This window comes from Aridibaculum aurantiacum (assembly GCF_017355875.1).
Taxonomy (GTDB): domain Bacteria; phylum Bacteroidota; class Bacteroidia; order Chitinophagales; family Chitinophagaceae; genus Segetibacter; species Segetibacter aurantiacus.
The window spans coordinates 728,063-753,865 of record NZ_JAFEWC010000001.1 but is presented as its reverse complement, the minus strand read 5'-3'; the positions used below and the strand labels follow the sequence as shown (position 1 = coordinate 753,865).

General features: G+C 43.2%; 19 protein-coding genes. 4 read left to right on the top strand and 15 right to left on the bottom strand.

Annotated elements, in window-relative coordinates; genetic code table 11:
• Positions 1-67 precede the first annotated feature (67 nt).
• The 11 genes from J4N22_RS03250 to mraZ form a co-directional block, all read right to left on the bottom strand.
• Positions 68-1,138 (bottom strand): cell division protein FtsQ/DivIB, encoded by a 1,071-nt coding sequence (locus tag J4N22_RS03250; protein WP_207492275.1) that lies wholly within the window; start codon positions 1,136-1,138, stop codon positions 68-70.
• Between the two features lie 6 nt (positions 1,139-1,144).
• On the bottom strand, positions 1,145-2,542 hold the full coding sequence (murC, locus tag J4N22_RS03245; RefSeq protein ID WP_207492274.1) for a UDP-N-acetylmuramate--L-alanine ligase: 1,398 nt from the start codon (positions 2,540-2,542) through the stop codon (positions 1,145-1,147).
• A gap of 47 nt (positions 2,543-2,589) precedes the next feature.
• Positions 2,590-3,738, bottom strand: coding sequence for an undecaprenyldiphospho-muramoylpentapeptide beta-N-acetylglucosaminyltransferase (gene murG / locus J4N22_RS03240; protein ID WP_242692036.1), 1,149 nt, complete (start codon positions 3,736-3,738; stop codon positions 2,590-2,592).
• A 92-nt stretch (positions 3,739-3,830) separates the two neighbouring features.
• On the bottom strand, positions 3,831-5,165 hold the full coding sequence (locus tag J4N22_RS03235) for an FtsW/RodA/SpoVE family cell cycle protein (RefSeq protein WP_207492273.1): 1,335 nt from the start codon (positions 5,163-5,165) through the stop codon (positions 3,831-3,833).
• A 121-nt stretch (positions 5,166-5,286) separates the two neighbouring features.
• Positions 5,287-6,747, bottom strand: coding sequence for a UDP-N-acetylmuramoyl-L-alanine--D-glutamate ligase (murD, locus tag J4N22_RS03230; RefSeq protein ID WP_342450918.1), 1,461 nt, complete (start codon positions 6,745-6,747; stop codon positions 5,287-5,289).
• Between the two features lie 118 nt (positions 6,748-6,865).
• Entirely contained in the window at positions 6,866-8,179 is a 1,314-nt protein-coding gene (gene mraY / locus J4N22_RS03225) for a phospho-N-acetylmuramoyl-pentapeptide-transferase (RefSeq protein WP_207492272.1), read from the bottom strand.
• A gap of 127 nt (positions 8,180-8,306) precedes the next feature.
• The gene (locus J4N22_RS03220) at positions 8,307-9,770 is read right to left on the bottom strand and encodes a UDP-N-acetylmuramoyl-L-alanyl-D-glutamate--2,6-diaminopimelate ligase (protein ID WP_207492271.1); all 1,464 of its coding nucleotides are present in this window, start codon (positions 9,768-9,770) and stop codon (positions 8,307-8,309) included.
• A 23-nt stretch (positions 9,771-9,793) separates the two neighbouring features.
• Positions 9,794-11,899: a penicillin-binding transpeptidase domain-containing protein gene (locus J4N22_RS03215; RefSeq protein WP_207492270.1), complete on the bottom strand. Its 2,106-nt coding sequence runs from the start codon at positions 11,897-11,899 to the stop codon at positions 9,794-9,796.
• A gap of 88 nt (positions 11,900-11,987) precedes the next feature.
• Positions 11,988-12,326 carry an FtsL-like putative cell division protein gene (locus J4N22_RS03210; RefSeq protein WP_207492269.1) on the bottom strand — a complete coding sequence of 113 codons (339 nt, stop codon included), beginning with the start codon at positions 12,324-12,326 and terminating at the stop codon, positions 11,988-11,990.
• A 134-nt stretch (positions 12,327-12,460) separates the two neighbouring features.
• Positions 12,461-13,399: a 16S rRNA (cytosine(1402)-N(4))-methyltransferase RsmH gene (gene rsmH, locus J4N22_RS03205; RefSeq protein WP_207492268.1), complete on the bottom strand. Its 939-nt coding sequence runs from the start codon at positions 13,397-13,399 to the stop codon at positions 12,461-12,463.
• A gap of 3 nt (positions 13,400-13,402) precedes the next feature.
• Positions 13,403-13,975 carry a division/cell wall cluster transcriptional repressor MraZ gene (gene mraZ / locus J4N22_RS03200; RefSeq protein ID WP_242692035.1) on the bottom strand — a complete coding sequence of 191 codons (573 nt, stop codon included), beginning with the start codon at positions 13,973-13,975 and terminating at the stop codon, positions 13,403-13,405.
• A 248-nt stretch (positions 13,976-14,223) separates the two neighbouring features.
• Between mraZ and J4N22_RS03195 the strand changes: the two genes are divergently transcribed.
• Positions 14,224-15,447: an S-adenosylmethionine:tRNA ribosyltransferase-isomerase gene (locus tag J4N22_RS03195; protein ID WP_207492267.1), complete on the top strand. Its 1,224-nt coding sequence runs from the start codon at positions 14,224-14,226 to the stop codon at positions 15,445-15,447.
• 158 nt (positions 15,448-15,605) lie between these two features.
• On the opposite strand, the gene J4N22_RS03190 is transcribed toward J4N22_RS03195, so the two are convergent.
• The gene (locus J4N22_RS03190; RefSeq protein ID WP_207492266.1) at positions 15,606-16,940 is read right to left on the bottom strand and encodes a sensor histidine kinase; all 1,335 of its coding nucleotides are present in this window, start codon (positions 16,938-16,940) and stop codon (positions 15,606-15,608) included.
• A 135-nt stretch (positions 16,941-17,075) separates the two neighbouring features.
• Between J4N22_RS03190 and J4N22_RS03185 the strand changes: the two genes are divergently transcribed.
• Both J4N22_RS03185 and J4N22_RS03180 read left to right on the top strand, forming a co-directional pair.
• The gene (locus tag J4N22_RS03185; RefSeq protein WP_207492265.1) at positions 17,076-17,627 is read left to right on the top strand and encodes a YqgE/AlgH family protein; all 552 of its coding nucleotides are present in this window, start codon (positions 17,076-17,078) and stop codon (positions 17,625-17,627) included.
• A 116-nt stretch (positions 17,628-17,743) separates the two neighbouring features.
• Positions 17,744-18,610, top strand: a complete 867-nt coding sequence (locus J4N22_RS03180; RefSeq protein WP_207492264.1) for a fructosamine kinase family protein — start codon at positions 17,744-17,746, stop codon at positions 18,608-18,610.
• Between the two features lie 48 nt (positions 18,611-18,658).
• Here the strand turns inward: J4N22_RS03180 and lysA are convergent, their stop codons facing one another.
• The 3 genes from lysA to atpG form a co-directional block, all read right to left on the bottom strand.
• Positions 18,659-19,873 (bottom strand): diaminopimelate decarboxylase, encoded by a 1,215-nt coding sequence (lysA, locus tag J4N22_RS03175; RefSeq protein WP_207492263.1) that lies wholly within the window; start codon positions 19,871-19,873, stop codon positions 18,659-18,661.
• 60 nt (positions 19,874-19,933) lie between these two features.
• Complete coding sequence (gene scpB, locus J4N22_RS03170) at positions 19,934-21,016, bottom strand: SMC-Scp complex subunit ScpB (protein WP_207492262.1); 1,083 nt, start codon at positions 21,014-21,016, stop codon at positions 19,934-19,936.
• Between the two features lie 155 nt (positions 21,017-21,171).
• Complete coding sequence (gene atpG / locus J4N22_RS03165) at positions 21,172-22,053, bottom strand: ATP synthase F1 subunit gamma (RefSeq protein ID WP_207492261.1); 882 nt, start codon at positions 22,051-22,053, stop codon at positions 21,172-21,174.
• 358 nt (positions 22,054-22,411) lie between these two features.
• Here atpG and secA point away from each other — a divergent pair, with 358 nt between their 5' ends.
• Positions 22,412-25,744 carry a preprotein translocase subunit SecA gene (gene secA / locus J4N22_RS03160; protein WP_207492260.1) on the top strand — a complete coding sequence of 1,111 codons (3,333 nt, stop codon included), beginning with the start codon at positions 22,412-22,414 and terminating at the stop codon, positions 25,742-25,744.
• Positions 25,745-25,803: the final 59 nt, after the last annotated feature.

Genomic DNA, 25,803 nt, shown 5'->3' with positions numbered 1-25,803 from the left:
AGATAGATGTGTTTTTGTTGTTTATTAGTTGTTGTTGTTCTCTTTTTACATGCTGCCTGGCGTCGTGTTATTTTTTATTACCCGGCTTTCCCATTACAGCTTTTGGCACTTTGGCCTCTGTTTGTTTTTCCTGCTTCTTTCCTTCTTTCTTCTCTTCCACTTTTGTCTCTTTACCTGCTGCTGACTTAGTCTCTTCTTTTGCTGCAGAATTTGGCTCTACCAGCGAAGCGCCGGCTGAAATAATGGTCTGTCTTTTTGCACTATCTCTTGCTGAAGGCGGAATGACCACTTGCTCATTTTCGCGCTTCTTTGCCTCAGCGAGCAGGTTATCTAAAGCCTGCCGTGCCTGTGCACTGTCAACTACTTTTGCAGCAGCTCCTTTAGGCGTTGCCACTACTTGTCCCTTGTACTGTACATCTATCTTCTCATAAGCATTCAATCCCACTTTTGTCCATACCTGTTTGTAAAAACTAAACAGCCTGTCAAACTTATCCTGCAGTTCATCTGCTCTGCCAAGTACAACGATATGATTACCTATGGTAGGTACTACCTCAAAACCATTTGGTGTGATATCTACCTGTGCTACCTGTGCTTTCCAAAACTCATCGGCCTGTATGAATACAGCCAACTCTTTTACAGAAGCCATCAATGCACTGTCGGGCCTTGACAACTTTTGCCTGTCGGAAGGAAAGTTGGTGAACATTGGAACACGTGCACTAAGCGAATTACTCAGTGGCAAATGCTCACATGTACTATCTATATAAAAAGAACTTCCTGACGTTGTAAAAATCCTGGCCACCGGTTCCTTCTCCTCTACCCTTACCTGCAGTACATGATCTTTATCAAAAAACACTTCAGCAGTTTCGATCCACTTATCTTTTTTCAACCTGTCTTCCAACACACGCAGGTTAATATTTTCTATCGGCTGACCTTCTACCGGCTCTGCTGCGTTGATGATAAATTTCACCTCTTTAGCATCCACGAAAAAATGATTTGAAGGACCAAATATCTCTACATTGATTCCTTTGCAAACCTTGCTGCTATTGGCATTCATAGCTGCAATAAGCAATACCAAAGCAACTGCACCCATGGCTAAAGAACCAAAAAGCCTCCATCTCTTTTTCCACAAGTGTTGCATAAGTTTCTAATATGTTAGCAGTGAGTCTTTTACACGATCCACCAAAACGTCTATATCCCCTGCTCCTGCCATAACAACAAGCTCTGGTTTCTTCATCCTGATGTATTCCACCATCTCTTCCTTCTCCATTACCTGCACAAAAACATCATTCATCTTCTCGTCTATCATCTCGCTACTTACACCTTCCATAGGTAGTTCACGTGCAGGATAAATAGGTAACAAGATCACTTCATCAGCCAATGCCAGCACTTCAGCGAATCCATCTGCCTGGTCTTTTGTGCGGCTGTACAAGTGTGGTTGAAACACGATGACCAACCGCTGCTTGTATAAACTTCTTACACCTGTTATTAATGCTTTCAGCTCTTCCGGGTGATGCGCATAATCATCTATCAATACATGCTCTTCTTCCTTCAGTACATATTCAAATCTTCTCTTCACGCCTTTGAATTCTGCTACCGCATCTTTTATCTTATCATCGTCTATGTTCAACAACTTGGCTATAGCTATGGCCGCTACTGCATTCTCGATGTTGTGCAGTCCACCCATGTGTAGCATCACATCTGTCAGTAGCCAATCTTTGCCTACTACATTAAAGATGTACATGCCATTTTGCACACGCAGCTCCGAAGCATATACATCAGCATTTGTATCATCGAAGCTGTAGGTGATATGGTTGGAAGCATTGATCTCACTGCTCCTGCTTAGACCATGCTTAGTAATAACCACACCACCATGCTTCACCTTGCTTCCAAATTGTATGAAAGCATTTTCTACCTCATCAGCTGTACCATATATGTCAAGGTGATCAGGATCCATGGCAGTTATCAAAGCAATGTCTGGTGACAGCTTCAAAAAGCTCCTGTCATATTCATCAGCCTCTACCACTACTGTTTCATTTTCACTGCTCCAAAAGTTGGTGTTGTAGTTAGCTGCTATACCACCAAGAAATGCATTGCATCCATAGCCTGTATGGCGAAGGATATGAGCCGTCATGGTAGTAACTGTTGTTTTACCATGTGTACCTCCAATGCAGATATTGAAAGAACTTTCAGTAATCAGCTTCAGCACATCGCTACGCTTGATCACCGTATAATTATTACTTCTATAATAAACCAGCTCAGTATGGTCTGCAGGAATAGCAGGTGTATACACTACTACATCTACATCTTTAGGCGCCAGCTCTACATCCTCATTATAATGAATAGCAATACCGCTCTGCTCCAGTTCCCTTGTAAGTGTGGTAGCTGTTTTATCGTAACCACTTACACGCACTCCTTTAAAATGATAATAGCGGGCGATAGCACTCATACCAATGCCTCCTATACCTATAAAATATATAGCACGCAATGCTCCGTTACTACCGGTAGCTGACTGCTGTACTGCTATGTTATCTTGCTCGTTCATTATATTTTGTCTGCAGGGTGAGCCACTCTTCAAGAGTGGTTCACCCTTTATCCTTTTATTGCTTCCGCTATTTCTTTAGCTATTATTTCATCAGCATTGGTGATAGCCAATTTGCTGATGTTGTTCTTTAGTTCTTGTTGCATTCCCTCGTCCACCGAAAGCTTAATCACATCGTTAACCAGCCTTTCATCTGCCTCACTATCCTTCACCATAAATGCTGCATGTTTATCTACCAGGTGCTGTGCATTTACCGTTTGATGGTCTTCTGCCGCAAACGGGAAAGGAACAAATATGACAGGCTTACCAGCAACACATAATTCAGCTACTGCCATTGCACCAGCGCGTGATATAACCACATCAGCCGCTGCATAAGCCATTTCCATTTGTGTGATGAATTCGCCTACCCACACATTTTTATATTCCTTGCCTTTGAGTATAAAATCAGTTGCTGTTGTCTTTCCTGTTTGCCATATCAACTGCAGGTCGTGCTTCTGAAATTCGTGTAGCTTGTTTGCCAGTGCCTGGTTGATGCTTCGTGCGCCTAAGCTTCCACCAACAGCAAGCACAGTTGTTTTGCTTTCATTAAGTCCAAAAAACTTTATAGCCTCTGCACGTGTCACTTTAGATTGTGCTATGGTAGTTCTTACAGGATTTCCTGTTATCACAATCTTACTTGCAGGAAAGAACTTTTCCATCTTGTCTGAAGCAACGAACACTTTGGTAGCTTGTTTTCCAAGCATGATATTGCTTTTACCAGCAAACGAATTACTCTCGTGTATAAAAGTGGGAATACCTTTTAGCTGTGCCTGCTTCAACACAGGAAAACTGGAATAACCACCAACACCTATTACTGCATTCGGCTTAAATTCTTTAATGATCTTCTTTACCTGCATAAAGCTTTTGATGAGCTTAAATGGCAAGCTGAAATTCTTTATCAAAGAGCTGCGGTTGAAACCCGCTATATCCAATCCTTCTATTCTATATCCTGCCTGTGGCACCTTCTCCATTTCCATTTTTCCCTTAGCACCTACGAACAAAATCTCTGCTGAAGGCTGCTGCCGCTTTATAGCATTTGCTATAGCAATGGCAGGAAAAATATGTCCACCTGTACCGCCACCTGCTATTATATAGCGAGCCTCTCCACCTTTAATGGAGGTTGTAGCTTCTTGAGTTTTATCAGCAGGTTTGTTGTTCAAGTGTTATGTATATTATTCTTCTGTTTCAATTTTTGAAAGCCTTGTTGCCATCAGCACTACCGTACAAGTGTGCGACGCAACGGATGCTTCATCTATGCTACCACGCTTGGCTCCATCTTATTCTTCTCCTCTACTACTATACCTGCTTTGTTGTCATCTACAGGTGTAGGTGGAATGATCGGTTCCTTCCCTTCTATCTGCTCTACATTTCGCGCAACACTTAGTATGATGCCGATGGATGCGCACGTGAATAAGAACGAACTTCCTCCCATACTTACCAGCGGTAACGTAACACCGGTAACAGGAACTATATTAACAGCAACAGCCATATTGGCCATAGCCTGGATAACCAATGTAAAACTTAGCGCAAGTGCCAGGAATGCGCCAAATGCAAAGGGACATCGCCTGAAAATATTGATGCACCGCAACAGGAACACCAGGTAAATAAAGATGATGATGGCACCTCCTATTAATCCGTACTCTTCCAGTATGATAGCGTAAATCATATCGGAATAAGGATGCGGCAAAAAATTCTTTCCTTCACTGTTGCCTGGTCCTGCACCTAGTATGCCGCCTTTAGCAATAGCTATCTTAGCCTGCTGCACCTGGTAAGGTGTTTCTTCGGCACTGGCATACATAAAATCCTGCACACGCTTTATCCATGTACCTATACGCCCTGTAGAACGTAAACTTTCTGTGATAGCCGAAGACTTAGCGGCCTTTTCTGCACTACCATCATAAGTAGCCACAGCAACTGTGATAAGCAATGCAACAGGTATACATGCTAAGCCTATTGTTGCCAATATGTGCTTTACCTGTGCCCTGCCTATGAACAGCAACAACAAACCTGTAGCTCCTGTAAGCAAAGCGGTTGATAAGTTAGAAGGTGCTATCAGTGCACAGATGATAAGCACCGGCGTTATCAATGGCAGGTAACCTTTTTTGAAATCTTTTATCACTTCCTGCTTGCGGCTCAGCTGCCTGCTGATGTACATAAACAAAGCCAGCTTGGCAAGATCACTTGTTTGAAAAGTGAGATTGATGATAGGCAGTCTTACCCAACGCGTTCCTTCATTTAGCGATACACCAAAGAACATCGTGAATATCATCAGCGGTATGCTAAGCAGGAACAAATACAAAGCAAGCCTGGAGTAAATGGTATAGTTGATGCGATGCGCAAAATATACCACTGCCATACCCACACTTATAAACATGAACTGTTTGAACAAGTATACTTCAGTGTTGCCTTTGTACATCTTGTAAGCCAAAGAACCTGTAGCACTATACACCACCAATAATGATGTAATGGCCAGCATGATCACTATGCCCCAGATATACTTATCACCCTTGGTCTTCTTCAATAGACCAGTACCCACTGTAGATGCAGCGGAGATATCTGTAAATGATCTATCGAGGAAGGTGGACATTGTTGTTTTGAATTATGAACTATGAATGATGAACTATGAGTTATGAATGGTGAATTGTGAAAGGTGAGTGGTGAGTTGTGAGTTGCTTTCCACTTATCAACTGATCAACTGATCAACCAACCTACAGTTCCTTCACTGCCTCTTTAAATTTCACGCCTCGCTCTTCATAATTCTTGAACAGATCGAAGCTTGCGCAAGCAGGGCTCAGCAATACTGCGTCGCCTTTTACTGCCAGGTTGAATGCAGTTTGCACTGCATCGGTTGCGTTGTCAGTATCTACAATTGTCTTTACTACATCTTTAAAAGCAGCATGAATTTTTTTGTTATCCAAACCCAGGCATACTATAGCTTTCACTTTATCCTTTACCAGGTCTTCAATCAGCGTGTAATCATTACCCTTATCCACTCCTCCAAGAATTAAAACCGTTGGCTTCTCAAGGCTTTCCAGTGCAAACCAGGTGCTGTTTACATTGGTGGCTTTGCTATCGTTGTAAAACTCAACCCCACGTACAGTGGCTACATACTCCATACGATGCTCCAGGCTTTCAAACGTCTTCACTGCCTCCCTTATCTTTTCCTTGCGTATGCCGAGTGTAGCGGCTGCAATACCTGCTGCCATAGTGTTGTGTTGATTGTGTTTGCCTTTAAGCGCAAAATCATAGATGCTCATGCTTACGCGTTCTTCTTGTATCCTTAGCATCATCTGGTCGCCTTTGATGTGTGCACCTTTCTTTACTTCTTGTTTCATGGAAAATGGTAATGGGTTAGTATGTATGGTTAACGTTTCTAGTTTTTTTGCGATCACTTCATCATCCAAACAGTAGATGAAATGGTCGTGCTCATCCTGGTTCTCTATTATCCTGAACTTGCTGTTGATATAGTTTTCAAACTTGTAGTCATACCTGTCCAAATGATCTTCTGTTATGTTCACCAGTACAGCTATATCCGGTTTAAAAGTTTCTATATCGTCTAATTGAAAAGAACTTATCTCAGCTATGTAAAGCGGCTTTGGATCTATGGCTATCTGCCTTGCTATCGAATAACCAATGTTTCCAACCAGTGCGCAATCCAATCCTGCATGCTTGCAGATGTGGTACGTAAGCGCAGTAGTAGTACTCTTTCCATTGCTACCCGTAATTGCCACCAGCTTGCTATCGCCTTTGTACCAATAAGCAAACTCCACTTCGCTTATCATCTTGATTCCTGCAGCACGTATCTTCTTCACCATCTCGTTCTTATCAGGAATGCCCGGGCTTTTCACCACCACATCCGCTTGTAAGATCTTCTCCTCTGTATGCTGTCCTTCTTCAAATTCTATTTCATTTTCAATGAGCTCTTGCTTATAAGCAGGCTTTATCATTCCTGCATCGCTTACAAACACGCTGTAACCTTTTTGCTTACCCAACAACGCTGCACCTATTCCACTTTCACCGCTTCCCAGAATTACTAGCCCCCCCGCCCCCCGGTGGGGGGATTGGCTGCTAATACTTTTATCTTGTTCTTTATTGGTCACTTGTAGTCTTCTTGTCTTTTTACTTTTTAAGCCAGCTTCAGTACCCTCTTCATCACCGTTGCGTCGCACACTTCAACTCCACTTCGTAACTCAGCACCTGCCGTTTCATCCCTCTTCAACAACACCATTCTGTTCCCTACTGTTATGGTGCTCCTAGTCCTCCCCCTCCGGGGGAGTTAGGGGCTCCCTATCTTATCTTCAAACTCATGATCGAGAAGATCACCAGAAGTACCGTCACGATCCAGAACCTTGTTGCTATTTTACTTTCGTGATAACCCAGCTTCTGGTAGTGATGATGCAATGGACTCATCTTGAATATTCTTCTTCCTTCACCAAACTTCTTCTTTGTGTACTTGAAGTAAGACACCTGCAGTATCACGCTCAGGCTCTCTACAAAGAATACCCCGCACATGATTGGTATCAACAACTCTTTACGCATGATGATAGCCAATGATGCTATGATACCACCTAATGCAAGGCTACCGGTATCGCCCATGAACACCTGCGCCGGGTATGTATTGTACCAAAGGAAACCAACACATGCCCCTATGAATGCACCAATAAAAACACTTAGCTCGCCAAGATTAGGTATGTACATGATGTTGAGATACTCGGCAAAACGTATATTACCACTCACATAAGCGAAAATGCCAAGGCAAACACCTATTAATGCACAAACACCTGTACACAATCCATCCAGGCCATCTGTTATATTCGAGCCATTGGATACCGCTGTTATAATGAATATTACAATGATGATATACAAGATCCAGGTATAGTTCCTGAAGTTCTCAGGCAGAAGTTTAGAGTAATTAAACTCATGACTTTTTACAAATGGTATAGTAGTGATCGGTGTTTTCACTTTAGCATACTTGTGTCGCTTTCCGTCGAAGTAGCGAATGGTATCGCCTAAAAGCGTTTCACCTGACTGCATCATGGTATCACTAACAGGTGCCGACATGCGGGTGGTTATGATCTCCCGCTCTACCACTACACTATCATTAAAGTATAAGGTGGCACCTACTACTATTCCTAACACTACCTGTCCAAATATTTTGAATTTACCTGCCAGCCCGTCTGCATCTGTCTTTTTATAATCAATGCCTTTCTCTTTTGCAATGCGCTTTGCACGCAGCTTCAGGAAGTCATCGATGAAGCCGATCATACCCAACCAAATGGTTGATAAGACCATCAACCTGATGTATACCTTTTCAAGGTTTGCAAAGAGCAATGTTGGAATAAGTATCGCCAGCAGAATGATGATACCTCCCATAGTTGGTGTGCCTTTCTTTTGCTGCTCACCCTGCAATCCAAGATCTCTTACTGTTTCACCCACCTGTTTCTTTTGCAGGTAGCGTATCAACTTCTTTCCAAAAACAGTGGTGATGATAAGCGATAACAAAACCGCCATCAAAACCCTGAAGGTTATGAACTGTACCAGCCCGCTTCCTGGAAAGCGTACTCCCATTCTCGTAAGCCAATCAAATAAGTGGTACAGCATCTTTTGGTTGTTTCTATTTTTTTAGTTTCTGGTTGTGTTTCTGGTTACTGGTTTATCTTATCCTGCTACTTCTTTCCCTTCTGCATTTCCAATTTTGACTTTTGACTTTTGACTTTTGATTCCTCTCTCACTTCCCCATCATCTCAAAAGCTTCTCTCAAAACTTCCTTATCATCAAAAGGTGTTTTCACACCATTCACTTCCTGGTACTTCTCGTGGCCCTTGCCTGCCACCAGTATTATATCAAATGGCTTAGCCAGTGTTACCGCTGTTTTTATCGCTTCTTTCCTGTCAGCTATTGTTAAGAATTTTCTTCTTGCCGCACTACCCAATCCTCCCTCCATATCCTTCAATATCTGCTGCGGATCTTCTGTGCGGGGATTGTCGCTGGTGAAAATCACCCTGTCACTTAACAGGCAGGCTACTTCACCCATAACAGGTCGCTTGGTCTTATCTCTATCTCCGCCACAGCCTACTACAGTTATCACCAGTTCGTTTCCTTGCCTTAATTGTTTTATCGTTTCCAGAACATTTTCCAATGCATCAGGTGTATGTGCATAGTCAACTATGCCTATCACTTTCGAATCGCTGATCACATAGTCAAACCTTCCTTCTGCTCCTGTCATCAGGCTCAGGTTGGTGAGCACTTCCTGGTTATTTTCTCCAAGACAAATGGCAGCACCATATACAGCCAGTATATTATAAGCATTGAATTCACCTATCAACCTAAAGTGAACTTCGATATCGTTCACCGTCATCACCAAGCCGGTAAGAATATTCTCCAGTATTTTCCCTTTGAACTCTGCTACCGTTTTCAAACTATAGTAATACTTGCGCGCTGCTGTATTTTGAAGCATCACTGTACCACGCTTATCATCAAGGTTTGATATAGCGAAAGCTGCAGGAGGCAACATGTCGAAGAACTTCTTTTTGACCTTGATGTATTCATCAAACGTCTTGTGATAATCAAGGTGATCGTGGGTGATATTGCTGAAGATGCCTCCAACAAACTCAGCCCCTGTTATACGATGTTGATGAATAGCATGACTGCTCACCTCCATAAAAACATGTGTACACTCCGCTTCCAACATTTGCTTCAGCAAAGCCTGCAAACTGATAGCATCAGGTGTGGTATGTGTAGATGGAATAACTTCTTTACCAATATGATTTTGAACCGTACTAATCAACCCACACTTATAACCCAACTTAGTAAAGAGCTTGTACAATAAAGTAGCAATGGTTGTTTTACCATTCGTACCCGTTACACCAACCAACTTCAGTTTAGTAGATGGCTCACCAAAAAAGTGATGTGCCATATACGCTACTGCTTCATTGGAATCTTTTACCTGCAGGTAGGTTACTCCATCATTCTGCAATGCTGGCATCTCCTCGCATACAATTACCCTCGCACCTTTATCAATTGCTGTAGTGATGTAATTATGTCCATCTGTGGCAGTACCTCTTATAGCAATGAACACAGATCCCTTCGTTACCTTTCTACTGTCGATATGCAGATCCGTCACTTCCAGGTTAGTAGAACCATGAACAGATTGCAAACGCACATTGTATAATATATCCTGCAGTTTTGCCATAAGCAGCTATCCAGCTATAGTCTTTAGTTTAAGTGTATTGTTACTGTTTCTCCTTTTGCTATTCTTACTCCTGCACTTTTCGATTGTGCCACTACCTTTCCCTTACCTTTTGCGTGTACTTTCAGTCCAAGGTTCTCACACAGGTAAACTGCATCCTTCAAACCCATTCCAGTAAGTACTGGCATCATTGAATTGCTTATAGTATTTGCTGTAAGCAATGCTGCAGAACCACTGTTGTTCATACGCACATAGTTTCCAGTACCTGCACGATCCACCACACGCATATCTAATTCTTCATTTACTTTCTTTACATCTTTTGCATAACCTGCATAATTGAAAAAGCCACTGTCTCTTTTGGTAAATGCATATTGAACTGTAGGTGATTGATGCACTTTTAGTGTAAACACCTGGTCAGCTATTTCTTTGAAAACAGGACCTGCTACTGCAGCACCATAAAACTTAGCAGCATGCGGTTTGTTTTTGATGGTTACTATAATAGAATATTGAGGATCATCAGCAGGGAAATAACCTGCGAAAGAAGATTGATATATCTTATCAGCATAACCGCGGCTACCATTTGCTACCAATGCAGTACCTGTTTTACCTGCTATCCTGTAGCTCTTGCTGCGCAACGAGCGGCCAGTGCCGTCAGTTACCACTCCTTCCAAACAAGCTTTCAGTTGTTCCAATGTTTCTTTGCTGCAGATCTTTTCATTCACCACCTGCGGATCAAACTGGAGAAGCACCTGTCCATCTTTGGTAATTGCATTTACCAGGTAAGGCTTCATCATTATTCCATCGTTAGCAACGGCATTGTATAGCGATAGAACCTGCAGTGGTGTAACAGCCAGGTTGTATCCGAACGACATCCATGGCAATGTGGTGTTGCTCCAGCGGCGCTTATCAGTAGGTTTATAAACAGTTGGTTTTATCTCACCTTTTAGGTCTATACCTGTAAGCGTATCGAAACGAAGTCGTTTTAAATGGTTGATGAATTTACTTGGCTGCGATGCATAATTATGTACCGCAAGTTTAGCCATACCTACATTGCTGCTATGTTCAAATGCCTGCTTTAGGGAAACAGCATGTAGTCCATGTTTTTCACTATCATAAACGGTAGAGCCATATACCTGCCATGAGCCGCCATTCAGATCTACCATTGTATTGAGTGTAGCCTTTTTATCTTCCAGCACAGCAAGCATGGTAGCAAGTTTGAAAGTAGAACCAGGCTCTGTAGGCGTGATAGCATAGTTGTAATCTTCAAAGTAGTTGCCATCGCTTCCACGACCAAGATTTGCTATAGCTTTGATTTTACCGGTTTTTACTTCCATCACTATCACACATCCGTGCTGCGCCTCATTATCTACCATCATCTTCATTAGTGCATTCTCTGCTACGTCCTGTATACTTACATCCAGTGTTGTTACTATATCTTTTCCATTTTCAGGCTCTACTTCATAATCATCCACAGGCACTGTAGCACCGCCTGCTATAAAACGAATCAAACGTTTACCTGCAGTACCATTCAGGTATTCATCATAGGTAAGTTCAAGGCCAACCTTGTTCTTATCGCGAAGCAATCCTATGGTTCTGTATGCAAGCATTTTGTATGGATTGAGCCTGATGATCTTTTTATCTGGTATAAACCCACTTTTGTTTTTTCCCAGGCGCACCAGCGGAAACGTCTTCAGCTCCTGGTAGTCCTTGAAAGAAAGTTTCCTCTTAAACAGGAACCATCTTTCTTTTTCGCGATAGCCGTTCTGCAACATCTTTTTGTATTCACCTGCGCTCTTGTCTTTAAAGAAATTGCTCAGGCAGATACTCAACGAGTCTATGTTTTCTTTAAACCTCTTCCCTTTTTTTTCTCTTAAACCATCCGCCATAAAATCGATGTACACATCGTATTGCGGTATGCTGGTGCTTAGCATGTTGCCATCTTCGCTATAGATGGTGCCACGTTCTGCATCCAGGTTGATGATACGCTGGTGAAGACTATCGCTCATGCTTCGCCAGTAGTTGCCCTCTACCTGCTGTATCATCACAGCCTTACCAATGATCAGCAAACCCACAATCGCCATGATGATGAATCCCAGGTACACTCTCCACAGTATGTCTTTTTTTACATCCACAGCAATATCCTCTTTGGTATAAGTGTTAGGCGGGTTGAAGTAAGTTTTTCATCAGCATTGGATCACAAGGAAAGGGGTCCTTCACGAATCAATTTGTTCTTCTGCTAATCATTTGTATGCGGGCAGGTGGCACAGTATCCAGCTTTAAACCTAAAGGCTCTGCTGCTTTCACCATCTCACTCTCCCTGCTCTTAAACATCATTTCGCTCTTTAGTGTCTTATACTCGTATTGTAAATCTTTTAGTTTTCTCGCAGTATCATTTATCCTCCTGATCCTGTTGTCGGCCATGTGACCGTTCGCTATATATATCACCGCCAGTACACTCATAAACAAGAAGAAGTTGATATTCTTCAGCAGCCAGTTATAGCTCAGCAATCCGCCGATGGCTTTGAATGGTCTTCTCTTCTTCTTTGCCTGCTCGCTCACTTAACTTGTTTCTTGTTTGTTGTTCCTAGTTTCTTGTTCTTGATTCCTAGCTTCTAATCACTAGTCTCTAATCACTGATCTCTCATCTCCATCCAGCATCCTCATTTCTCCTCCTAAAGCCTAATAACTAACGTCTAATCAACCTCCCTCTCTGCCACTCTCAGTTTTGCACTGCGGCTTCTTGGGTTTCGCTTTAACTCTTCCTGCGAAGCAGTTATTGGTTTCTTTGTTATCACTTTCAAATCTTTCTTCTTCACCGTTGGCAGTAGCGGGTTTTCATCCACTTCATCGAAACCACCGAGTTTAAAGAAGTTCTTCACGATCCTGTCTTCTATTGAATGGAAGGTGATGATTGCTGCTCTTCCTCCTGGCTTCAACACCGCCGGAATTTGCTCCAGCAACTCCTTCAGTACACCCATCTCCTCGTTCAACTCTATTCGCACCGCCTGGAACACCTGCGCCAGGTATTTATTTGGATTGCCTTTTACTACCGGGCTTAAAAGAACTTTCAGTTGGTCTATCGTCTCAAGCGGCATTTGATTTCGCTGCTGAACGATGTGCCTGGCCAATGTTTTAGAATTGGTAACCTCGCCATACTGCTCAAACATCTTATGCAGTTGCTGCTCGGTATACTTTTTCAGTATAGTTGCTGCAGTTTGTTCCTGCCGCTGATCCATCCGCATATCCAACGGACCATCAAACCGGGTGGAGAAACCACGCCCTGCTTCATCAAACTGGTGACTACTCACGCCCAGGTCAGCCAGTACTCCATCTACACGTGCTACCTGGTGAAGCCTTAGGAACCGCTGCAGGTACCTGAAGTTTTGTGGTATGAAAAGCACCCGCTCATCTTCCGGTAGGTTAGCAGCAGCGTCCGCATCCTGGTCAAAAGCTACCAGCTTTCCCTGCGGCCCCAGCTTATCTAAAATTCCCCGGCTATGACCACCACCGCCAAACGTGCAGTCTACATAAATGCCGTCTGGTTTTATGGCCAGTGCGTCCATAGTTTCGTAAAACAGCACCGGCACATGGTAGTCTGAAGCATGATGAGCAGATTGTTCCTGGTTGCTCATTGCTTATAGTTTTAGATCGTTACTGCCGCCCATTACCACATCAGCAAGGTTGCTGAAGTCGTCGGTTGACATATCGTCAAAGAACTCTTTGTACTTACGCACATCCCAGATCTCCACTTTATTAAGCGCCCCGTTCAGGATGATGTCTTTGCCGATCCCTGCCCATTCTTTTAGTGAGGGTGGTAATAACAATCGTCCGGCAGAATCTAATTCCACATGGGTGGCTCCAGCCATAAAAGCCCTGCGGAAATTCCTTACATTGGCGTCAAAATCACTTTTAGCAGCAATCTGTTCAATAATGGGATTCCACGAATACAATGGATACAGGGAAAGACACTTGTCGAACCCGCGATTGATAACAAAGACTCTTTCGCCTTCAGGCAATTGCTTTTTCAAGCCTGCCGGAAGAAGAAAACGACTCTTCGCATCAACGGTGGCTTCAAACTCGCCTGTCAACTGTGATATCGGAGAAGGATTTTCCACTATTTGACACAAAATAACACATTTTCCCACTTTGTTAGTAATTAATGGATGTTTCTTTTTATCCACACGCACCACTATGCTCAAAGCCGCCATGGGCTTGATTTTGGGGATATTAAACGGTAGAAATTGTGAACTGGATGTGAATAGCGGTGGATAACGTGTGAAAGCAGCTGATAATGAAGCTTCAATGAAGCATTTTCTACGGAAACTGGTTGGGGAGCTGCATCTAAACCTAAAAAGGTGGATACGCTTGTAAGTTTACCACTTTCTGCCACAGACATGGGTCCGGAACGGGTAAAACAGGCTTAAATTTTCCCTTCCACGGCTATATTTGCCGCCAAATGCATCCTAAAGATCTCTCCATATCAGATTTTACGTACGAACTACCTGATGACAGAATTGCGAAGCATCCACTGCCCGAACGCGACAAAAGCAAGTTATTGGTGTTTAAAAGTGGGAAAACGGTGGAGGATGTATATGCAAACATAGCAGATCACCTGCCGGAGGATGCTTTGTTGGTGTTTAACAACACCAAAGTGGTGGAGGCAAGGCTGATGTTTCAGAAATCCACAGGAGCACAAATCGAGGTGTTTTGCCTGGAGCCGGATGACCGTTATCCCGATATAACAACGGTAATGCTGCAACAGGGAAAGGTTTATTATAAGTGCTTGATAGGTGGCGCCAGCAAGTGGAAGCACGGAATGAAGCTTGAAAAACGGATTCAGTCAGCGGAAGGCGAGATTGTACTTGTGGCCGCTATTGCAGAAAGACTTTCTGATTGTTTTGTAATAGAGCTTGAGTGGCAGCCTGTAGAGCTATCTTTTGCTGAAATGTTGCACCTGGCCGGAATGATCCCGCTGCCGCCCTACCTGCACCGCGATGTAGAAGAAAAAGACAAAGAACGCTACCAGACTATTTATGCAAAAAACGATGGTTCTGTTGCAGCACCTACAGCAGGTTTGCATTTTACTAATAAGGTTTTTGAACGTTTGCGTAATAAAAATATTCAACCGGCATATGTGACGCTGCACGTGGGTGCAGGCACATTTAAGCCTGTGAAGGCTGCCACTATGGATGAGCATGAGATGCATGCTGAATTCATAGATGTAAACCAGGAGACACTACGGCAACTTATTGCCAAAGCTGAGGCTATAATTGTTGCTGTAGGCACCACTTCATTGCGGACCATTGAAAGTTTGTATTGGATGGGAGTAAAACTGCTGCAGCAACCTTCTCTTTCTATAGAAGACATTGTTATACACCAGTGGGACCCTTATGAGATAAAAGATGATGTTGCACCTAAAGCAGCGCTACAAGCTCTACTAGATTGGATGGTAAGTAACGATATGCAAAGGCTGGTAACTAAAACACAGATATTGATAGCGCCCGGATATGATCTGCGTGTCGCTAAAGGCATCATTACCAATTTCCACCAGCCTAACTCTACCCTGCTGCTGTTGGTAGCAGCCATTATAGGTGATGAATGGAAGAATATTTACCAGCATGCTCTTGATAATGATTTCCGTTTTTTAAGTTATGGCGATGGGTGCTTGTTGTGGAAGTGAGTGGGGGCTGGAGGCTGGATGGAGGCAAGTGATTAGTGATAAGAGACTGGTGATTAGAAGCTAGTAATCAAGAACCAGAAACGAGGAACAAGAAACCAGGAACCAGTAACCAACCCATCACCCCCAATCTTCAATCCCCAATCTAAAATCAAAAATTATCAGTCTGCCAGCGGAACCTCTACCGTAAAGCAGCTTCCTTTACCCAAGGTACTATCTACTTTTATCTTGCCTTTATGTACTTCTATAACGGTACGTACATAACTCATTCCAAGGCCGAAGCCTTTTACGTTATGGATATTGCCGGTATGAGCACGGTAAAATTTTTCAAATATGCGCTTTACCGTTTCTTTATTCATACCTATACCATTATCTTCTATTTTAATGCATAGGTTCTTGCCGTGATTGAAAGTGGTAACGCGTATCATAAGGTTCTCCTTCGAGTACTTTATCGCGTTATCAAACAAGTTCGAGATCATATTGGTGAAGTGGTTCTCATCAGCTACTATACTATCTTTTGTAGCATTGAAGTTCAGCTCTACCCTTCCGTCCCTGTCCTGTATCTGTAGCTGGTGATTTTTTAGCGCACTTTGTACAAGTTGTGTAGCACTTACCTTTTTCATCTCCAGCTTCAGCTCCTGCTTATCCAGCAGCGCCGCCTGCAAAATGGTCTCTACGTGCTTGTTCATGCGTTTGTTCTCTTCCTTAATAATACCGCTGAAATATTGCATCTTCTCCACATCCTGCTGCACCCTCTCGTTTCGTAGCGCATCTACTGCCAGCGAAATGGTTGCTAAAGGAGTTTTGAACTCATGCGTCATATTATTGATGAAATCACTCTTTATCTCACTCAGCTTTTTCTGGCGTAACAAGGTGCGTACAGTAAGTGCAAATGCTGCAATAATGATGAGTGTAAATAATACAGCAGCTATCAATATCCACTTTAGTGAACCCCAAACTTGCTTGTTGAAATCAGGTACTATAAGTATCAGGTGCTCATAGGGAACCAGGCCTTCCATCTGGCTGCCGCTCTCAGGCAGTATTGCTATGATTTTTGTTTTATTATTCTCCTCGTCCTGTGCCTCGCTAACGAAGTTCTTCGATTGCATCTCCAGGTTGTACAGCGTAGAATTGCTGCTGATGGCAAATTCGAACTTTATCTTTCTCAGATCACGTTTCTCGAAAGCATCCTGTAGTTTTTCCTGTATTTCGTACTGCGTGTAATATTGAGAGATCGTGGGTGGTTTGATGAGGTTGATGTTAAAATCGTCTGGCACCAACCGCAGCATCGACTTCCTGGATAATTTCATTCCTGCACCTGTCGATGCTTTACTGCTTAATTCCGCTGCCACTTCAGCCCCGGCATCTTCCACACGTTTTACCATCTGGTCCTGCCTTAGCTCTACCATGTTCCTGATCCAACTTACCTGCACGAATATGATGCCCAGCAAAGAAATTGTTATGAGCGAAACAATGACAGGGAAAATTCTTTTCATCGAACAAATATAGGAGCGATGCCTGCAGCTTCAAATGAAGCTTCATCAGCATAGTTTCTTTTAACGCGGCATTGACATTGCAAGATTAAACGTGCAAATAGTTTTCAAAAAAAATAAATCACCTTAACTTGGCTTATGGCCGATATAACACCAGGAAAAATACTCATCGCCGATCCATTCCTTAAAGACCCCAACTTTATGAGGACTGTGATCTTTCTTTGCGAACACCAACAGGAAGGAAGTTTCGGGTTTGTTTTGAATAAAGAATACGATCAACAATTAGGAGACCTGATTGCGGATCTTGAAGACACCAATTTCCCTGTATACTTTGGCGGACCTGTTCAACTTGACACGGTTCATTTTTTACATAACTGCCCGCAGCTCATTCCCGGCGGCTACCCCGTTACCGATGGCATTTATTGGGGCGGCGACTTCCAGGAAGTTGTTCAACTGATAAAGTCGAATCAACTTAGCGCTGCCGATATTCGCTTCTTCATTGGCTATAGTGGATGGGGCAAGGGCCAGCTGGACGAAGAGATGGAGGAAAAAAGCTGGATCACCGGCGAAGGCACGCAGGAACTTGTTTTTCCACCCGATGTAAATGATACGTGGAAGCTTGCTTTGCAGCAACTGGGCGGCGAGTATGTACAGCTGATAAACTACCCGATCGACCCGCAGTTGAATTAATATTTTGGTACCAGCAGTGGATCATCCTGCAGCCACGGTTGTGTCACTCACTTGTACTGCATTACAGGGCGCAGCTGCAGCATCCTTTTCTTATACCACCTGCACCTATTTACCTCATGAATCTCGTACAGCAAATCTGTAGCTGCCACCAGCTTGATTATATTAATCATACTGCTGTAGGTGGCGGCGACATCAACGCTTCGTTCGCCATCAATACCAGGCAAGCACGCTACTTCCTGAAGGTTAATGATGCTGCACGCTTTCCATTGATGTTTGTAAGAGAAGCCGAAGGATTAGCAGCGATCAAACAGGCTACATCATTATATGTACCAGCTGTGGTTGCTGTTGGTGAACTACAAGGTCAGCAGTACCTGTTGCTAGAGCACCTGCAGAGTGGTTCAGCTGAATATGATTTTTGGCAACAGTTTGCAATTGGACTTGCGCGGCTTCATCAAACTACAAACGAGCAATTTGGATTTTCTACCGCTAACTATATTGGCTCTTTACCACAACCAAATGAATACAGAACAACATGGGGTGCCTTTTATGCAGAGCAACGCATTCTACCACTAACCAAACTACTGGCAGATAAAGGAACATTCGGTAAGGCAGATATAACTACAGCTGAGAATCTTTGCAATCACTTTGATGACCTGTTTCCACCTGAGCCTCCGGCCTTACTGCACGGCGATTTGTGGTCTGGCAACTTCATGTGTGCTACAAACGCAGGTGGCAAAGCAATGCCAGCTATTTATGATCCGGCAGTTTATTATGGACACCGCGAAATGGACCTTGGGATGACCCTACTGTTCGGCGGCTTCAACAGCAGTATGTACGAGGCTTACCATTCAGCTTTCCCATTAGAAAAAGATTGGCAAAAACGTGTCTCGCTAACACAGCTATACCCGCTCCTGGTGCATGCTGTACTTTTTGGCGGCGGGTATATCAACCAATGCAAGAGGATCCTTCAGCATTGGACATAAAAAAGGAGCTGTATGTTATACAACTCCTTTATCAAGTTCTTTTACTATTTATAAAACTTCTACCTGGTTTCTCAGAAGGTCTTCAAACACATCGCGTGAACGGATAAGATGCGCCTGGCCATCTTTCACCAAAACTTCTGCTGGCTTTAAGCGGCTGTTGAAGTTGCTCGACATTTCGAAACCATACGCGCCTGCATTGTAGAAAACAAGGTAATCACCTTCACGAACTTCATTCAGTTTCCTATCCCAGGCGAAGGTATCTGTTTCACAAATATTACCTACTACAGTGTAAATGCGCTCTGCACCTTTACTATTGCTGATGTTTTCAATGCGGTGATAGCTATCGTAAAACATAGGGCGTATCAGGTGATTGAAGCCGCTGTTCACACCTACAAAAACAGTTGCTGTTGTTTGCTTGATGATGTTTGCTTTTACTATAAAATAGCCTGATTCACTCACCAAGTATTTACCCGGCTCAAACCAGATCTGCAGGTGCTTGCCTGTTTCTTTTTCAAAAGCAGCAAAAGCCTCTGCCACCTTCTCTCCCAGCTGATCTACATCTGTTTCAGCTTCGTCTGCCTGGTATGGCACTTTAAAACCACTACCAAGATCAATGAACTCCAGTTCATCAAAATGGCGCGCCATTTCGAACATCACTTCCAGCCCTTGCAGGAAAACATTTACATCTTTTATTTCGCTGCCGGTGTGCATATGCAGCCCCGTTACATGAAGCTTTGTACTTTTTACAATACGCTCTATATGCCTTAGCTGGTGAATGGAAATACCAAACTTACTATCCACGTGGCCGGTACTTATTTTATAATTACCACCCGCCATAATGTGCGGGTTCAGCCTGATGCATACAGGGTAAGTGCTGCCATAACGATTACCAAACTGCTCAAGAATGGAGATGTTATCGATATTGATGTGTACGCCTAAATTCTTTCCTGCCTCTATTTCTTCAAAGTCGACACAGTTAGGTGTAAAAAGAATTTGCTTAGGTTCAAAGCCGGCTTTCAAACCCAGCTTTACCTCGTTTATACTTACACAGTCAAGCGATGCACCTACCTGGCGCAGCCACTTTAGGATGTTGATATTGGTTAATGCTTTACAAGCATAAAAGAATTTAGCATCAGACTTTTTAAAAGCCTTCTCCAGCTTCTGGTATTGCTCTGCTATCTTTTCTGCGTGGTAAACGTAAACGGGTGTACCAAACTCTTCAGCTATTGCTATGAGTTGTTTGTTACTTAATTGTTGCGACATAAGGGCGCGAAATTACATTGTAAAAGAAATAGTCTGGCGTTGGCAATCGTTTATAAAAGGCTAATCTTCTTTTGCCGGATCATCTTCATTATTATCAGTAGCTGGCTGATTCGGATCGTCACTTGCTGTACCTGTTTCGCCTACACCTGGCATATCATCAACTTCATTATTTGCAGGCGCTTCTTCTTCAGATGTTGACATCTCCTCGCTTCCTGTATCGAAATCTTCTTCTCCATCTCCTTCTGTTACATCATCATTATCAGAAAAATCTGACAGGTCGGAAACGCCTGGAAGCATATGCTCTGCATCCACTTCATCTCCTTGTTCATCGGATGTTTCATCTGCATCATTATAAGTATTAAAAGATCCTTCTGCTTCTATTGCACCTGGTTGATCCTCTGTAGCAGTATCTTCTCCCGTGCCAGTAGCATCATTAAATGCTGCCAAACCTTCACCTTCTGCACTTTTATTTATTCGGTATTCTACAAGCTCTCCGCTGTCTGTTACTGTCAGGTTTCTTCCTTCACCAGTTTCCAGGCCGGCCACTTCTCCCGCCTTCATTCCTTCCATGATGATGGTACCTTGCACCGCCTGGTCTGCCAGTACTTCCTTTATCTTCGGCAGGTCGTCAACAGAGTTCAGTCCAAAATAATCCATGAAAGATTTGGAAGTAGCATAAACCAGTGGCTTACCTGGCAGGTCCTCATTCCTGCCGCTGATGATGATTAATTCCTTCTCCAGTAACTTCTGAATGCTGTAGTCGCTGTTCACACCACGGATGGCTTCCACTTCACCCTTTGTTATGGGTTGTTTATAAGCAATAATGGCAAGGGTTTCTAGAGCAGCATTAGAAAGGCGTTTTAAAAACTTGTCACCATTCAGTTGACCAACCGTTTTATGAAACTCCCTTTTGGTCAGGAACTGCCAGCCACCACCACTTTCTCTTACTTCAAAGGGATAAAACTCTGCATTATATTTTTCGCGAATACCTTCAATGGCACTTTCTACCTGGTCAAGCGTTATACGCTCTTCCATAAAACCAAAAGCATTATTGATAAGTTCTACAATATCGAGGCTGGTAAGCGGCTTATCGCTGGCAAATACCAAAGCTTCTATATGCGGTATGATGGTAGATAGTTCCATTGGTTATTGTGAGAATGAAATGATTTTGAAAAAGACGCAAATGAAAATAGGCAAAGAAAAGAACTAAAGACATTGAAGTATCACATGGTGCCCTAAAACAAAAATGTGCAGACGCAACTGGTACATCTGCACATTCTCAAATTCATCTATATATTTTATCCGTTCAGTGCTGCTGCACCACTTACAATTTCAGTAAGCTCGGTGGTGATGGCAGCCTGGCGTGCACGGTTGTAAGATATCTTCAGTGTCTTCAACAGCTCATTAGCATTTTCACTTGCTTTGTCCATTGCTGTCATACGTGCACCATGCTCACTGGCATGCGCATCAAGTATAGCCTTGAACAACTGCGTATTCAATATCTTAGGCATCAACTCAGCTATCAATTCTTCTTTAGCAGGCTCAAAAATGAAATCAGCTTTTTTCAGACCTTCTTGCCTCTCCACTTTAGGAATAGGAAGAAAGCGCTCCAGCACAAAACGTTGTGTAGCAGCATTTTTAAATTCACTATACACAAGCTCTACTACATCAAATTGTTTGTCGCGGAATGCCTGTACTGCAGCTTCAGAAGCAGCTTGCACAGATTCAAAGCTCAGGTTTAGGAAAATATCTTTGAAATCTGCGTTTACCTTATAGTTTGACTTAGCAAGACTTTCGTAACCTTTTTTACCAATATTCCAGATGGTAACATTACCCCTGCGGTTTTGGTCAGCATAGCGGGTATTGATAGTTTCTTTAGCCAGCTTGATGATGTTGGCATTATAACCACCTGCCAAACCACGGTCGCTGGTGATTACAATTAAAAGAACTCTTTCGGTACCACGGTCAGTAGCAAGGCTGCCACCCACTTCACCTTCAGTATTGCTCACGATGTTGCTGAGCATTTCCTGTAGCTTTTGCGCATACGGACGCATCTGAACAATAGCATCCTGGGCACGACGCAATTTGGCAGCACTTACCATTTTCATGGCTTTTGTGATCTGCTGGGTGCTTTGCACACTCTTTATACGATTACGAACCTCTTTTAATTGACCACTCATATAAAATGATTGTAAAACTTAAGTGTCATCATCATCAGGGGCTTATGCAACATAACGTAGATTATTCAGCTGGAAAATAAACACTCCTAATGTAGAATCGGCTGCAAAGGTAAGGGTTGAGCAGGAAAAAAGAATTGAAAATAAATCATGATTGACAGGAAAAATGCAGGTGTATCCTCGTTACCGTCTTCCTTATCTTAAGCAATCCATTAACAGCTAGGTTTGTTCCACCTGTGGTCGTCTCAGCACCATTACTTACCTTTGTCGCCCTGTCAAAATGGCTATAATATAACAGTAGCACCAAATTTGACTAAAACAAAAACTTAATCATTACACATATACTCAATAGCCAACTAATATGTTAGGTTTCTTATCGAAAATCTTTGGCGGAAGTAAGTCGCAGAAAGATGTAAAGCAACTACTTCCCGTGGTGGAAAAGGTCAATAGTTTCTTCCAGCAATACCAGTCGCTCAGCAACGATGAACTGCGTAATAAAACGGTTGAATTCAGAACCCGCATTCGCGAACACCTCACAGGAATAGACTCCGAAATAAGCACTCTACACGATGAAGCTGAAAACTTGCCTGCAGAAGATATCAATGGCAGGGATGGCATTTACCAGCAGATAGACAAACTAAAGAAGCAGCGCGACGAGCAGATAGAAGAAATTCTGAAGGAAATACAACCTGAAGCTTTCGCGGTGGTTAAGGAAACAGCTCGTCGTTTCTCTTCTAATACTGAGATTGTTTCGAAAGCCACTGATCTTGACCGCGAACTGAGTACCCGCAAGTCGCACATCAAAATAGAAGGTGAAAATGTAACTTATGCCAACAGCTGGTTAGCTGCGGGTAGCCCCGTTACATGGAACATGGTTCACTACGATGTTCAGCTGATAGGTGGTTCTGTTTTACACTCAGGTAAAATTGCTGAAATGGCAACCGGTGAGGGTAAAACGCTTGTATCTACGCTTCCTGCTTACCTGAATGCATTGGCAGGCGAAGGCGTTCATATTGTAACGGTGAATGACTACCTGGCACGACGCGATAGCGAGTGGAACGGTCCCATTTTCGAATGGTTAGGTTTGACAGTAGATTGTATAGATAAACACCAACCGAATACAGAAGATCGTCGCCGCGCTTACATGGCCGACATTGTTTATGGTACCAACAACGAATTTGGTTTTGACTACCTGCGCGACAACATGGTTCATACACCTAATGAAATGGTGCAGCGCAAGCATCACTTTGCCATGGTGGATGAGGTGGATAGCGTTTTGATTGATGACGCCCGTACACCACTCATCATCAGCGGACCTATACCTCGTGGCGATGAACAGGAGTACCAGGTACTAAAACCTCGGGTACAGCAACTGGTAGAAGCTCAGAAACGAGTGACCAACCAATTCCTGAACGAGGCGAAGAAAAAATTCTCAGAAGGTAACGACGATCCTAAAGATGGTGGCCTTGCACTAATGCGTGCATACAGAGGTTTACCTAAAAGTGGTGCTTTGATTAAATTCCTGAGCGAGCCGGGAATTCGTGTAAAACTTCAAAAGACAGAAAACTACTACCTGGCTGACCAGCAGCGCGAAATGCCTAAGGTTGATGAAGAACTTTTCTTCCATATAGATGAAAAGAACAACCAGGTAGATCTTACCGATAAAGGTATCCAGATGATCACCAAAGGTGGAGAAGATCCTAACTTCTTTATCCTGCCTGACATTAGTATAGAATTGAATGCTGTTGATACAGATGCTTCTTTAAGCACTGAAGAGAAACTGCACAAGAAAGAAGCCATACTGAATGATTACCGCTTAAAAGCAGATCGCATTCATACTGTTCACCAGCTATTAAAAGCATACACCTTATTTGAAAAAGACGTGGAGTATGTGGTAATGGAAGGTGCTGTGAAAATCGTAGATGAACAAACAGGTCGTATACTGGAAGGCCGCCGTTATAGCGATGGTCTGCACCAGGCTATAGAAGCAAAAGAGAGTGTAAAGATTGAAGCTGCCACACAAACCTATGCAACCATTACACTGCAGAACTACTTCCGTATGTACCACAAGCTAGCTGGTATGACGGGTACTGCAGAAACGGAAGCAGGTGAATTCTGGGATATCTACAAATTGGATGTAGTTACCATTCCAACCAATATTCCTATTACCCGTAAGGATGAGCAGGATAAAGTATTCAAGACTAAGCGCGAAAAATACAAAGCTGTAATTGACGACATAGAGGAAAACCGTAACGCTGGCCGTCCTACACTGGTTGGTACAACAAGCGTAGAGGTGAGTGAATTGCTTAGCCGTATGCTGAAGCAAAAAGGTATTCCGCACAATGTATTGAACGCAAAACAACACGCCAGGGAAGCACAGATAGTAGCTGAAGCTGGTTTAACAGGTGCAGTTACTATTGCTACCAACATGGCTGGTCGTGGTACTGACATCAAGCTTGGACCTGGTGTGAAAGAAGTAGGTGGTTTGGCTATTATTGGTACCGAACGTCACGAAAGCCGTCGTGTAGACAGGCAGTTACGTGGTCGCGCCGGTCGCCAGGGTGATCCGGGATCGTCACTTTTCTTTGTATCGCTTGAAGATGACCTGATGCGTATGTTCGGAAGTGAGCGTATTGCAAAGGTGATGGACATGGCTGGCTATAAAGAAGGTGAAGTGATACAGCACAGCATGATCACCAAGAGCATTGAAAGAGCACAGCGCAAGGTGGAAGAAAACAACTTTGGTATTCGTAAGCGTTTGCTGGAGTATGATGATGTAATGAACAAGCAGCGTACCGTTATTTATACCAAACGTAACCATGCCCTATTCGGAGATCGTCTTGCCCTGGATATTGACAATGCATTTTACCAGGTATCAGAAAGCCTGGTTGGTGGATTCAGAGGCGCCAATGAATATGACAACTTCAAGATGGAAGTGATTATGCATTTCGGTATAGACACCTCTATTTCGCAAGAAGACCTGGACAAAGGCAATGAAAGAGAACTGGTAGACCGTCTTTATAACGAGGCCATAGAACATTACAACCAGAAGAAGCAGGTAGTTGCAGCCAATGCGTTACCAGTCTTCAGAGATATCCGTAATAACCAAGGTGCGCATATTGAGAATGTTGTTGTTCCATTTACCGATGGCCGTCGTGGAATGCAGGTGCTGGCAAATCTTGATAAGACCATACAAACAGATGGTCTTGAACTGAACCAGGCTGTAGAACGTAGTGTAGCATTAGGCTTAATTGACGATGCATGGAAAGAACACCTGCGCGCTATGGACGACCTGAAGCAAAGTGTACAAACTGCATCTTACGAGCAGAAAGATCCTTTGGTTATATATAAAATGGAAGCATTTGGCTTGTTCAAGAAAATGGATGAGCAGGTGAATAAAGACATCGTATCATTCCTTTGCCACTGTGGTATACCTGTAGAACAGGAGCAACCACAACAGCGTGTGGTGCAACAGGCTCGTGAGCAGAAAACTGACATGAGCAAGCTGCAGGTAAACAAGGAAGAAATAGATGCAGCAGGACAGGATTACGCAGCTAATGAGAATGATTATTTTGATCCTTCTACTGCAGTAAAACAACAGCCTGTAGTTGTCGGACCAAAGATTGGCCGTAACGACCCTTGCCCTTGTGGAAGTGGTAAGAAGTACAAGCAATGTCATGGTAAGGACCTGTAAAGGACCTGCCGGCAAATAAAATGAACAAGGATAAAGCGAAAGTTTTATCCTTGTTTTAT

Excerpts from the sequence above, each read along its gene's own strand:
- J4N22_RS03235 (WP_207492273.1), bottom strand. The coding sequence starts at position 5,165 with ATGTCCACCTTCCTCGATAGATCATTTACAGATATCTCCGCTGCATCT.
- mraZ (WP_242692035.1), bottom strand. The coding sequence starts at position 13,975 with ATGGCGGCTTTGAGCATAGTGGTGCGTGTGGATAAAAAGAAACATCCA.
- rsmH (WP_207492268.1), bottom strand. The coding sequence starts at position 13,399 with ATGAGCAACCAGGAACAATCTGCTCATCATGCTTCAGACTACCATGTG.
- atpG (WP_207492261.1), bottom strand. The coding sequence starts at position 22,053 with ATGAGTGGTCAATTAAAAGAGGTTCGTAATCGTATAAAGAGTGTGCAA.
- J4N22_RS03195 (WP_207492267.1), top strand. The coding sequence starts at position 14,224 with ATGCATCCTAAAGATCTCTCCATATCAGATTTTACGTACGAACTACCT.
- mraY (WP_207492272.1), bottom strand. The coding sequence starts at position 8,179 with ATGCTGTACCACTTATTTGATTGGCTTACGAGAATGGGAGTACGCTTT.
- J4N22_RS03180 (WP_207492264.1), top strand. The coding sequence starts at position 17,744 with ATGAATCTCGTACAGCAAATCTGTAGCTGCCACCAGCTTGATTATATT.
- J4N22_RS03185 (WP_207492265.1), top strand. The coding sequence starts at position 17,076 with ATGGCCGATATAACACCAGGAAAAATACTCATCGCCGATCCATTCCTT.
- scpB (WP_207492262.1), bottom strand. The coding sequence starts at position 21,016 with ATGGAACTATCTACCATCATACCGCATATAGAAGCTTTGGTATTTGCC.
- secA (WP_207492260.1), top strand. The coding sequence starts at position 22,412 with ATGTTAGGTTTCTTATCGAAAATCTTTGGCGGAAGTAAGTCGCAGAAA.
- J4N22_RS03220 (WP_207492271.1), bottom strand. The coding sequence starts at position 9,770 with ATGGCAAAACTGCAGGATATATTATACAATGTGCGTTTGCAATCTGTT.
- murC (WP_207492274.1), bottom strand. The coding sequence starts at position 2,542 with ATGAACGAGCAAGATAACATAGCAGTACAGCAGTCAGCTACCGGTAGT.
- J4N22_RS03250 (WP_207492275.1), bottom strand. The coding sequence starts at position 1,138 with ATGCAACACTTGTGGAAAAAGAGATGGAGGCTTTTTGGTTCTTTAGCC.
- J4N22_RS03190 (WP_207492266.1), bottom strand. The coding sequence starts at position 16,940 with ATGAAAAGAATTTTCCCTGTCATTGTTTCGCTCATAACAATTTCTTTG.
- lysA (WP_207492263.1), bottom strand. The coding sequence starts at position 19,873 with ATGTCGCAACAATTAAGTAACAAACAACTCATAGCAATAGCTGAAGAG.